This window comes from Rubellimicrobium mesophilum DSM 19309 (assembly GCF_000600335.2).
In the GTDB taxonomy this organism is placed as follows: domain Bacteria; phylum Pseudomonadota; class Alphaproteobacteria; order Rhodobacterales; family Rhodobacteraceae; genus Rubellimicrobium; species Rubellimicrobium mesophilum.
Genome location: NZ_KK088628.1, coordinates 1 through 12,074, shown reverse-complemented (window position 1 = coordinate 12,074; position 12,074 = coordinate 1). Strand labels below are relative to the sequence as shown.

General features: G+C 66.4%; 8 protein-coding genes. All 8 read right to left on the bottom strand.

What is annotated here, in order from left to right:
• Positions 1-714: 714 nt before the first annotated feature.
• Entirely contained in the window at positions 715-1,761 is a 1,047-nt protein-coding gene (locus RUMESO_RS22190; RefSeq protein WP_082484549.1) for an ATP-binding cassette domain-containing protein, read from the bottom strand.
• The gene (locus RUMESO_RS22185; protein ID WP_051521609.1) at positions 1,758-2,606 is read right to left on the bottom strand and encodes an ABC transporter ATP-binding protein; all 849 of its coding nucleotides are present in this window, start codon (positions 2,604-2,606) and stop codon (positions 1,758-1,760) included. The genes RUMESO_RS22190 and RUMESO_RS22185 overlap by 4 nt, the downstream gene beginning before the upstream one ends.
• A gap of 3 nt (positions 2,607-2,609) precedes the next feature.
• A complete protein-coding gene (locus tag RUMESO_RS22180; RefSeq protein WP_037283889.1) occupies positions 2,610-3,518 on the bottom strand; it encodes an ABC transporter permease subunit in 909 nt (302 codons plus the stop codon).
• 21 nt (positions 3,519-3,539) lie between these two features.
• Positions 3,540-4,547: an ABC transporter permease subunit gene (locus RUMESO_RS22175; RefSeq protein ID WP_037283887.1), complete on the bottom strand. Its 1,008-nt coding sequence runs from the start codon at positions 4,545-4,547 to the stop codon at positions 3,540-3,542.
• 59 nt (positions 4,548-4,606) lie between these two features.
• Positions 4,607-6,199, bottom strand: a complete 1,593-nt coding sequence (locus RUMESO_RS22170) for an ABC transporter substrate-binding protein (protein ID WP_037283885.1) — start codon at positions 6,197-6,199, stop codon at positions 4,607-4,609.
• 556 nt (positions 6,200-6,755) lie between these two features.
• The gene (locus RUMESO_RS22165) at positions 6,756-7,157 is read right to left on the bottom strand and encodes a hypothetical protein (RefSeq protein WP_037283884.1); all 402 of its coding nucleotides are present in this window, start codon (positions 7,155-7,157) and stop codon (positions 6,756-6,758) included.
• 97 nt (positions 7,158-7,254) lie between these two features.
• Positions 7,255-7,542: a hypothetical protein gene (locus RUMESO_RS27610; RefSeq protein ID WP_245639384.1), complete on the bottom strand. Its 288-nt coding sequence runs from the start codon at positions 7,540-7,542 to the stop codon at positions 7,255-7,257.
• On the bottom strand, positions 7,532-10,594 hold the full coding sequence (locus RUMESO_RS22160; RefSeq protein WP_245639383.1) for a M10 family metallopeptidase C-terminal domain-containing protein: 3,063 nt from the start codon (positions 10,592-10,594) through the stop codon (positions 7,532-7,534). Before RUMESO_RS22160 ends, RUMESO_RS27610 begins: the two co-directional genes overlap by 11 nt.
• Positions 10,595-12,074 lie beyond the last annotated feature (1,480 nt).

The window sequence follows — 12,074 nt, the reverse complement described above, 5'->3', positions numbered from 1 at the left end:
CCCGGATCGCGCCCCGCCAGAAGCCGGTCCAGAACGTCCTTCTCGATAGCCATGGTTCAGGTCCTTTCTCACCTTCATCATGGCCTCGCTCACAGATATCCTGACAGTCCCCCGGAGGCCGTCGCTCGGGATGAGGAGCCAGTGTCGGATTTCGACCTGATCGAGCCCAGAGATGGCTGAACCGGCTCGGGCCTCCCGGCAGCATGCGCAGCCTGCAAGCCGGCAGCATGCGCAGCCTGCAAGCTTTCAATGGCATCCAAGAGAACTGGGGCCTGAGCCTCGATGGACATGAGCAAGCTCCTTGTCTCCGCCGAGTTCTGGGCTGCGGCCACGCCACTGCTGGCGCGTGAACCGCCCAAGCGCCGGAGCGGCGGACTTTGGTGTGACGACCGCGTGGCCTTCGCCGGCATCGTCTCCGCGCCGTGCCAGGACGTCGTTAGGAAGATGCCGCCGCTCGGATCAAGCTGCTCCTTCACGATCTGCTCGCGCCGGCTGCCCGAGTGGCAGGGCACCGGCGTTCGGACCCAGCAGCATCTGGTGCTCCTCGATCGCCGGGCTGACTGCCAGCAGCTCGACCGGAGCCGTTCCAACCTGGACAGCGGCCCGTGCCGGCGACGAGCGGCGAGGGTTGAGGCACCTCCCAGGAGCGCCGAATGGCGACACCCCCCTACTCGTTTCAACCGGCAAGTCCGCTGTCCCGCTCGCAGATGCCTTCTAGTTAGCGGGATGACGCTGACCTGTGGCCTCTCGGCGCATGGCCTTGCGTTCCACCCGCGCACGAATGGCAGGCAGGGAGGTCACTGGCGTTGCCGCAAAGAGCGTACGGGTATACTCATGCTGCGGATCGGCAAAGACCGCATCGCGCGAACCGCGCTCCACGACCTCGCCGCGTAGCATGACCATCACCTCGTCAGCGATGTGTCGCACCACCGACAGGTCGTGGCTGATGAAGACGTAGGTCAGCCTGAACTCCTTCTGGAGATCGGCCAAGAGGTTGAGCACCTGCGCCTGAACCGACAGGTCAAGAGCCGAGACAGGCTCATCGAGGACCAGGATCGCCGGATTGACCATGAGCGCGCGTGCGATGGCGATCCGCTGCCGTTGCCCGCCCGAGAACATGTGGGGATAGCGATCGAAATGCTCCGGCAGAAGGCCGACCTTCTCGAGCATGCCCCGCGCACGGTCGCGTCGCTCGGCCGCAGGCAGGTCGGTGTTCAGTTCCAGCGGCTCCATCAGGACATTGCCGATCTTCTGGCGCGGATTGAGCGAACCATGCGGGTTCTGGAACACGATCTGCACGCGGGAGCGCAGGTCGCGCGGCGGTCGGCCGCCCGAGATTTCGACCGGCTTGCCCTCGATCAGCAGGGTGCCGGACGTCGGTGGGTCGATCAGGGTGATGATCCGGGCCAGCGTCGACTTGCCGCAGCCGCTTTCGCCGACGATGGCCAGGGTCTTGCCGCGAGGTACCGCGAAATCGACCCCGCGGACGGCGTGCACCACCTTTGTGCCGCGAAGGAACCCGCCACTCACATGGTAGTCGCGGGTGATGCCCCGCCCTTCAAGAACGATGTCGCCCCGCGACGTCGCCGGATGCCGGACGGAGGCGCCGCCGACCGCTCGCCGACCGGCGTCGTCAGCCTTCGCCGACGGAGGCTCCGCGCCACCGGGCCCGACACCCTGCTGCCGCTCCACCCCGGGCCCGACCCCGCGCGGATCGGAGGTGCCGAGACCTTCGCCGGGACGATCCTCTCGGCCGCTCATGAGACGCCCCCGGCCATCTGCTCCATGTAGTCCTTGACTGTTGACAACCGGCGGCCCGTCGCGTTTTCCGGCAGCGCCGAAAGCAGCGCCTTGGTGTAGGGGCTTTGCGGCGCCTCGAAGAGGTTCAGCACCGGCGCTTCCTCCATCTTGCGGCCCTGGTACTGCACGACGACGCGGTCCGCCGTCTCCGCGACCACGCCCATGTCGTGCGTGATCAGGATGAGAGCCATGCCGTTCTCCTCCTGAAGGCGGAGCAGAAGGTCGAGGATCTGCTTCTGAATCGTCACGTCGAGGGCGGTCGTCGGCTCGTCCGCGATCAGGAGGGTCGGGTTGCAGGCGATTGCCATCGCGATCATGACCCGCTGGCATTGCCCGCCCGACAACTGATGCGGGTAGCTGCGGAGCCGATCCGCCGGCTCGGGCAACCCGACCGCCGTCAGCAACTCGACCGCCCGCGCCCGCGCCGCCCGGCCCGTCATCCCGAGGTGGAGCCGGAGGACCTCCTCGATCTGGAAACCGACGGTATAGCAGGGGTTCAGGCTCGCCATCGGCTCCTGAAAGATCATCGTGATCTCGCGGCCGATGATCGCCCGACGCTCTGCATCGCTGATCGACAGCATGTCGCGGGGGCCGAAGCGCATCACGTCGGCCGTGACGGTGGCCGTGTCCGGCAGCAGGCCCATTACCGCCAGCATGGCGACGGATTTGCCGGAGCCGCTTTCCCCGACGATGGCGAGCACCTCGCCCCGGTCCACCGTCAGGTCGATGCCCCGGACGGCCTGGAACGGCCCCGTGGACGTGTCGAAGCTCACGGACAGGTCTCGGATCTCGAGAACGGGGGCCATGCCTCAGCTCCGCTTCAGCTTGGGGTCGAGGGCGTCGCGAAGCCCATCGCCCATCAGGTTGATCGCGAGCACCGTGATCAGGATAGCGAGGCCCGGGAACGTCACGACCCACCAGGCGCGCAGAATGAATTCACGCGCCTCGGCGAGCATCGTGCCCCATTCGGGCGTCGGCGGCTGCGCCCCCATCCCCAGGAAGCCCAGCGCCGCTGCGTCCAGGATGGCGTTGGAGAATGACAAGGTGCCCTGCACGATCAGCGGCGCGAGGCAGTTGGGCAGGATAGTGCGGAACATGAGGCGCAGGCGCCCTGCCCCGGCCACCTGGGCCGCCACGACGTATTCCCGGTTCCTCTCGGCCATCACGGCCGCCCGGGTGAGGCGCGCGAAGTGAGGCTGGAGCACCAAGGCGATGGCGATCATCGCGTTCAGCAGTCCCGGCCCCAGGACCGCCACGAGAACCAGCGCGAGGAGCAGCGAGGGAAAGGCCAGGATCACGTCCATGACGCGCATGATCACGGCATCCACCCAGCCGCCGAAGAATCCCGCCACGAGGCCGATCACTATGCCACCCACCAGCGCGATGGTCACCACCACCGCCCCGATGAACAGCGAATAGCGCGAGCCGTAGATCAGGCGCGAGAGGATGTCGCGACCGATGGCGTCCGTGCCGAGGAGGAATCGCGTGCTGCCACCCTCCTGCCAGGATGGGGGCACCAGAAACGCATCCCGGTACTGCATCGACGGGCTGTGCGGCGCCAGCAGGGGCGCGGCCAGGGCCACGACGATCAGCGCGATCGTGACCCAGAGCCCGATGACCGCCCCGCGGTTCTGGCGGAAGTAGAACCAGAGCTCCCCTAGCATCTGCCGGCGGGTGCCGGCCGGCGGCTTGGAGGCGAGGTCAGGCGTCGCGGTCATCCCCGCTCCTCCTTGGGATGGTCAGACATGGCGGATCCGCGGGTTGATCAGGCCGTAGAGCAGGTCGACGATCAGGTTCACCGCCATCACCACCGCGGCGATCAGCAGGAGCCCGCCTTGCACGGCCGGGTAGTCGCGCCGGAAGATCGAGTCGACCATCCACTTGCCGATGCCCGGCCAGGAGAAGATCGTCTCCGTCAGGATGGCGCCTGCCATCAGCACGCCTATCTGCAGGCCGATCGTGGTGACCACCGGGATCATCGCATTCCGGAGGGCATGCACCCCCACGACCCGCCGCCAGGGCAGGCCCTTCGCCCGGGCCGTGCGGACGTAGTCCTCGCCCATGACTTCCAGCATGGCCGACCGTGTCTGCCGTGCGATCACGGCGAGAGGGATGGTCGCCAGCACGATCGTGGGCAGGATCAGGTGCGCCACGGCAGACCCGAACGCCCCGTCCTGTCCCGACAGCAGGCTGTCGATGAGCATGAAGCCCGTCACTTCGGGAAAGTAGTAGAGCAGCGAGATGCGACCCGAGACCGGGGTCCACGCCAGGATCCCCGAGAACAGGATTATGAGCAGGAGCCCCCACCAGAAGATGGGCATCGAATACCCGATGAGAGCGGCACCCATGCTGATCTGGTCGAACCATGACCCGCGCTTGACGGCGGCCAGCACCCCTGCGGGGATGCCGATCAGGGTCGCCAGGAGGATCGCGCAGATCGCCAGCTCGACCGTGGCGGGAAACAGGGTCAGGAACTCGTGGAGGACCGGGCTCTTGGTCACCAGCGACTCCCCGAGGTCGCCCTGGAAGAGCCGGCCGAGAAAGTCCAGGTACTGCCGCCAGATCGGCTGGTCGTAGCCGAGCTGCTCCAGCAACTGCTGATACCGCTCCGGCGATATTCCCCGCTCTCCGGCCATCAGCAGGACGGGATCCCCTGGCAGCACGCGAACGAAGCCGAAGGCGACGATGGTCACGCCAAGGAAGGTTGGCACGAGGTAGAGCAGCTTGCCGAGGATGAATCGGATCATGTTTCGAAGTCCATCGGGCGCGGCGGTGATCCGCCGCGCCCCTGTTCAAGGGTGGTGCCTTATTCGGCGATGTCCACGCCGTCGAACTGGTGCGATCCGAGCGGGCTCATGATGTAGCCCTGCACCTTGTTCGACATCGGCATGAACACCGTCGAATGCGCGATGGTGGCCCAAGGCGCCTCCTGCTTGAAGATCACCTGCGCCTGCCGGTAGAGCTCCGCGCGCCCGTCCTGGTCCGACGTGGTCTTGGCCTGGTTGATGAGGTCCGTGAACTCCTCGTTGCACCACTGCGCGCGGTTGGCTTCGCCGACCCCGGCACAGCTGAGAAGCACCCCGAGGAAGTTGTCGGGATCGCCGTTGTCGCCGGTCCAGCCCAGGATCACCGCGCCGTCGCGGTCGGTCGCCGACGAACGCTCGAGGTACTCGCCCCATTCGTACGAGACGATTTCCACGTCGACGCCGACCTTCGCGAAGTCTTCCTGGATCAGCTCGGCCGTCCGGCGGGCGTTCGGCATGTAGGGCCGCTGCACCGGCATCGCCCAGACCTTCATCGAAAGGTCCGAGACCCCGGCCTCCTCGAGCATCTTCCGCGCGGCATCTGGGTCGTATGGGTCGTCCTGAACCTCGTCGTTGTAGCTCCACATCGTGGGCGGGATCGGGTTCTTGGCCACCTCGCCCGTGCCCTGGAACACCGCGTCGATGATGGCCTGCTTGTTGATCGCCATGTTGAGCGCCCGGCGGACCTGCGGGTTGTCGAAGGGCGGCATCTGCGTGTTGTAGGCCATGTAGGCGACGTTGAGCCCCGGCTGCTCCATCAGCGTGAGGTTCCCGTCGGCGCGGATCGCCTCGATGTCCGCCGGGGCCGGATAGGGCATGATCTGGCATTCGCCCGCCTGCAGCTTCTGCAGGCGCACGGCCGGGTCCGTGGTGATGGCGAAGACGAGATCGTCGATGGGCTGCTGGCCATTCCAGTAGGTCGGGTTGGAATGGTAGCGGATCACGGCGTCCTGCTGGTAGGCCACGAACTGGAACGGCCCGGTCCCGACCGGCTGCTGGTTGAGGTCCGCCATCCGGCCCTCGGCCTCGAGCTGGTCGGCGTACTCCTTGGACATGATCGAGGCGAAGTCCATGGCGAGGTTCGCGAGGAAGGGAGCCTCGGGCCGCGTCAGGTGGAATCTCACCGTCAGGTCGTCCACCTTCTCGATGTTCTCGATGAGCGAGCCCATGTCCATCGAGTTGAAGTACTCGTAGCTGATCCCCGCGGTGTACTGATGCCACGGATTCGCCTCGTCCCGCTGCCGCTCGAACGAGAAGATCACGTCGTCGGCGTTCAACTCGCGCGTGGGGGTGAACCACTCCGTGGTGTGGAACGTGACGCCCGGGCGCAGGTGGAAGGTGTACTGAAGCCCGTCCTCGCTGACCTCCCAGCTTTCGGCCAGGCCAGGGATGACGTTGGTCGTGCCCTTCTCGAACTCGACGAGGCGGTTGTAGACCGGGCGGGAGGAAGCGTCGAACGTGGTGCCCGCCGTGTACGGCGCCGGATCGAACCCTTCGGGGGAGCCCTCGGAACAGTAGACCAGCGTCTTGGCCTCCGCCCCAACAGCGGCAAGGCAGAGCGCCGCAGACATCAGCAACTTCGAGTAGGTTGTCATGTCGAACTTCCTTTGAGCCAAATAACTCACTCCGGCCATTCAAGGCATTGCTTCGCCGGATAGCAATCGTTCCGGGGCGGAGGTGCCGCAGAATCGCGCCCCAAGGCGGGAGAACATAACGTCACGTTCGAGCTGATCGTGCCCAGAGCGTCCCGTTCGGTCGCGCGGAGGCCCGCCGACCTCGCCGGCACCCCTGTTCGAGTCGGAGGAACGGACGGCCACGGATCTGCCCGAGGATGGACTTGGTCGAGGTCGAACAATACCCACGGCGCCTTGGGGGGTGGATGCGCGGCCCCGGAACGCCCCGGATCGGCGAGGGCCGGCCCGGGCGGCGATCGCCAGCCTGAAGGCCCAAACCACCATGACGGAGCAGGCAGTCGGCACACCCACCTCATCCCAAGTCGGCGGCCGGCATCGAGGAGAAGGCTATCAGAGCGAGATCCCGCAGCGCCGCGGCTGGCAAGCCGGACGCAAGGCGTTCGACAACCGGGGTCTCCCTTGAGGCTCGACGACCCCACGACTCGAAGGGATTCGGGACGTCCCTGGCTAAACCCTTTCAATACAGCACGTTGTGGAGCACGATGTGGACAGGCGAGCCGTCTTCGAGCTGTGCGCTGCCCCGCGCAAGTAGCCAGCCATCCGAACGCTCGAGACGCGCGACGATCCGAGTGCTCGGCGATGCCGCCGAGGTGGCGGGCGGCGAGAGGGTGAATTCGACCGACGTCGCGCCGCCATCGCTGCTGACGCGAGCTTCCGCTGCGTGATCTCGCCCGCCGTCGTGCGCCGCAGGATCATCCACATAGATCCGGATCTCCCCTTTCGGGATGGCCTGGCCGCCCTCGAACCCGACGGTGCCGGCGATGTCCGCAGGTTGCGCGGATGCTGGACCCAGGATCACGGCAACGGCCGCGGTTCCGGCGGCCAAGAGGATCGTTCGGCGATCAGCCAGACCTTTCATCGAGCTTCTCCTTCGTCAGGCGGCAGACGCCGATCTCGAGGGTCATCGTCTCCGGAGGGAATGGGAGGGCGCCCGAAAGCATCCCTCCCGACCCGCATCAGACGATGTAGAAGTCCTCCGCGGTAAGCCTGAGCCCCGGATCCAGGCGCGCGAACCGGATCGCGTCGGTCTGACCGGCGCCATCGGCGTCATAGGACAAGGTGCCGCCGTCGGTGTCGTAGATGATGCGGTCGCTCGCGTCCTGAGCGGTACCCGTCGAGCTCTTGTGGAAGGCACCGAAGGAGAGGACGCCCTCGCCAACCAGGCCCTCGAAGATCCGACTGTCGAGCAGGATGACGTCGTCGGCGACGCCGAAGTCCGTTATCCGGTCGACGTTACCTCCCACCAAGCGCCGTGGAGAAGCGGAAGGAGTCCTCACCCCTGCCGCCGACCAACGTGTCCGCCGCAAGCCCGCCGTCCAGCAGGTCGCTTCCGCGGCTCCCGACGAGCCGATCGGCCCCCGACGCACCGGGCTGGGGCGGGGCGGCCGGCAGTTCGAGCGACACGTTCAACTCGTACGTGGAGCCCGACGGCACGGACTCCGACCAGCCATCGTCCGGAGCCGTGGGAGACCAGCTCCCTTCCAGGATGTAGTAGGTCCCGGTTTCCTGGACCACGAAGATCGTGCTCGAGTCCCGGGTGGTCGTCGAGCCGGGATCGCCGCCACCGTCGTCGTTCTGGGTGACGATGTTGCCATCGCTGTCCAGCAGCCTGACCCAACTGTCATGGATGTCGGGATCGGCGATGCCGTCGATGTCGATCGTGAGGACCGTCCCGGCCGCGAGATCGATCCGGTAGTATCCGCCTTGGCCGTTGCCGGTGGCGTTGACCGTCGTATGGAGCCGGGTCGTCGAATCGAAGATGTCCGGGTCTTCCGTCAGGGAGAAGTTGTCCGAGATGTCGAACGCCGTCGCGATCGAGTTGTTCATCGCATCCGTACCGAGAGTCGCATAGCCGGTGCCCATGCCAGGCTGCGGCGGGGCGTCGCCGGCATAGGCGAAATCCCCGAGCAGCGTGTCATCGCCACCGCGGCCGATGATCGTGTCGGCACCGCCCTGTCCGGTCAGAACGTTGGCCGCGTCGTTGCCGACCAGCCGATCGTCGAAGCCCGAGCCGGAGAGATTCTCGATGGAGATGAAGGTGTCCTTGCCGGTCTGGCCGCGAGCCAGCCCGAGGCTGACTCCCTTGGCCGCATCGGAGTAGTCCGCCGTGTCGTGGCCGGCCCCGCCCTTCAGGATGTCGACCCCTCTCCCACCTGTCAGCGTGTCGTCGCCCGAGCCTCCGGACAGCTTGTTGGCCTGATGGTCGCCGATGAGGCGGTCGTCGAAGGACGATCCCACGACGTTCTCGAGCCCGGCAAGGATGTCGTGCCGGATGACCGTGCCACGTCCCACGATCTGCACCGGGCCGTCGGCATCGCCGCCGCGAGCCGAACCGCCGGCGAGATCGACCGTCACGCCGCCGGAGCTGCCCGCGTAGACGACCGTATCGGTGCCGGCGCCGCCATTCAGGTAATCCTGGCCGGCGCCGCCGATGATCCGGTCGTTGCCCCGTTCGCCATACAGGATGTCGCCGTCGTTGCCGCCGTCGAGAATGTCGTCGCCGTCCCGGCCGTTGAAGTAGTCACCGCCGCCCTGGCCCCAGAAATGGTTGGCCTCGGACGTGCCGATGAAACGGTCGATGCGATCGTCGGAACCGATCAGGTTCTCAATGCCGTAGAAGGTGTCGCCCGAGCCGGTGCCGCCGCTGGCGACATTCGTCTCGAGGTTGACCAGCAACTGGAACGGGCTCTCCACGCTGTAGTCCACGGTGTCGACGCCCGCGCCTCCTCTGAACACATCGACACCGGCCTGCCCCCTCAGCACGTCATCGCCCACGCCGCCATCGAGGAGATCGTCGCCGGCACCGCCAACGATGGTGTCGTTGCCGCGACCGCCATAGAGCGCGTCATTCCCGTCGTCGCTCTCGGTCTGATCCTCCAGGTCCTCGACATCGATGGTGTTGTTGATGTCTCGGCTGGCCAGGGAGTCGCGACCGCCGACAATGAGGTCGTCCCCATCCAAGCCAAAGATCGTGTCGCCGCCGGCGCCTCCGTCGAGCGTGTCATCGCCTTCGTCGCCGTAGATGATGCTGGCCAACGTGCCCCCGGCACCGGGCTGGCTTGCATCGCCGCCATCGTCCGGCTCGCCGGTCGACCCGCCGGCGTAGACGATGGTCTCGACATTCGCGATGTCCCCGACATCCAGTCCGTCCGTAACCACGACGACCGTGTCCGTCCCGCCGTCCGCGTTCTCGCGCACCACGTCGTCGAGGGAGTCGACGAAGTAGACATCGTTGCCGCCGTTGCCGGCCATCCGGTCGGCGCCTTGGCCGCCGTCGAGGACGTTGTCCCCGTCGTTGCCGATCAGGACGTCGTCATGCCGGCTGCCGACGCCGTTCTCGATGTAGTACTGGGTCGGGTCGGCGTTGTGCCCGGCGAAGATCGCCACGTTGTTGGTGTGGCCGTTGACGCTGGAGAAATGTCCCGCGCGCAGGTCCAGGAGCGTGCCGGCCGTCGAGCCGGAGAAGTCGACCGTGTCGGTCCCGCCGGTGTCATGGATCACGAAGCCGATGTCATGCTGCGGGCCCGAGGAGCTGAGTTCATGGCCGTAGACCGCGCCATTGAAGCCGTAGGTGTCGTCGCCCGTGTTCAGGTCGATCGTCTGGTAGGTCCGCACCCCGTTCTCGTCGACGGTCGAGAAGAAGCGACGGATCACGGCCTCGATGTCGGCGATCAGCGGTGTCGTCGCGGACCAGCGGCTGGCTTCGCCGACGTCGATCCCGTCGAAATAGGACATGACCGTGTATTGCTGGCGGTCGTAGATCCAGGTCGCATTGTTCAGGTAGTTGATCTGGACGCCCCCAGGCCCGCTGTAATTGTAGAGGCCGGGATGGTTCAGGCCGAACTCGTGCCCGAATTCGTGGATGTAGGAGTCGAACACGTAGCCGCCGATGTCCGTCTTGTCCGGCTCGGTATCGTGAAAGCGCTGACCGATGCTGACGTAGCGATCGCTCGAATAGGCACTGCCGTCGTCCAGCTCGCCCAACTCGGGGCTCACGACCTCTATCCAGTCGACATCGCTGTCGAAGGGGGCATCGTCGACGACCTCGAACTGCAGGGAGGTGACGGTGGACCACGCCTGCAGGGCGCCTATGGCGGCGGCCTTGTATTCCGGATGATCGTTGAGCTCGCTGACATTGATCCGCAGTGGCTCCGCTGCGATCTCCGGCGTCAGGCTGCGGTCAAGCGCTCCGAGGTAGTCGAGGAAGGCCTCATAGTCTTCGCTCTTGCCGAAGGGGTTGTCCGGCGTCTGGTCATTCACCCACCACTGGTTGGTGTCATGCGTTGGAATCGGCACCTTCGGCCTCCCTATGTGAACGCCTTTTGCGAAAGGTTGCATGGTTTCAGTGCCGCGGCCCGCCCACCCGCATCGATTGTCATGCTTCGGAGACATACAACCCGCATGAGTAACTAGGCGGCGCACCAGATCTGTCCAAGAAAGTTTACTTAGCTATTTCAATAAGATGCTGGAGCATCGGCTTCGCCTGCGGATTCTAGCTTAGTGGTCCGACCGAGAGAGACGGAGACTCTCGACAGGTCCCGACCGCTCGATCGCACCTGACCGGACCTCGTGCGGCTCCTCCCGCGGCTGCTGGGATCCGGGCCGAGCGGGATGACCCGGACATGAAGCGAAGCAGATGCCGGGCCAAGCACACCACTGGAGTGCTGCGGAAGCACAACTCGAGCGCGAGCATGGCGGGGGTCTGCTATTGGCAAGGGAGGTCGTCGGCGACGCTCCATGAGCAGAACGCCAAGTCCGAACCCGTGGAGACGTCCGAGACCAAGTGGCTGGATGCCCGAGGGGAGAGAACGCCAGCTCAAGCACCCGCTGGCCAACGCCATGCTGAACAAGGCGAAGCCAAGAGATCCGATGGCCAGAGGTGATGCCGGCCGCCACCACGGCACACATCGTCCCCAATGGCGTAGGAGGTCCAGGGCCTGAGCAAGCGGCGGGCATGGGCCGTCCTCGGCCTGGATCGCCGCTCCGTCTTGCACCGAAGCCAGCGACCTGACGGCTCGGCTCCCCATCCGGCTACGCGAGCTGACGACCAGCGACGCTGGTACGACAACCGGCGGCTGCACATCTTGCGGCGTCAGGGCGTCCACGCTGGGAACCCCAAGGAGGCGCTACGGCTCTTCCGCAGAGAGGCGCTGGCGCTGGGTAGGCGCGAGTTCTGCCGCCGGCTGCGGCACCTCTTCTCCGGCCTGACGGCCTGCGGCGTTTGGGTGCCGGGCTACGCCAAGGCGGACGCCAACGCTTCGGCTGAGCGGTCGTGCACAACAAAGGCCGCAGCGGCTTCGACACCCGGTCGACGATCAGCCAAGTCGACATCGAGGCGCGCCTCCTCCGCGCCCTGTCCGAGAATCCCCTTGTTCTGACCCTGCTAGGCGCCCTCTGCGAGGGCTTCACCGCCGAGACGAGCCGGCTCCGCGCCGCGCCCGACGCAGCTCGCACATCCAAGCAAGCGGAGACCGAGCCGGTAAAGCGCGGTCATGGCGAGCCATCTGCGCTGGGGTGCCTGCCGCACAGACGAAGGACGAGACGCTCCCCCGCGACGCCCACCGGCCGGAGCTCCAACGCGAGCTGACTCCAGCCCCTCCCCCGAGCCTATCCGTTTCCAGGCCACGCGGACCGCCACGCGGTGATGCGGGACGGCTGCATCGCCGAGTTGGGCAGCCACGCCGAACTGGCGGCGAGAGGCGGCCTCTACTCACGGCTCGCCACGGCCTGAGCGGCTCCGGGGGCGGCCGCGGCCAGTCCAGGCCGGGGGGACGCG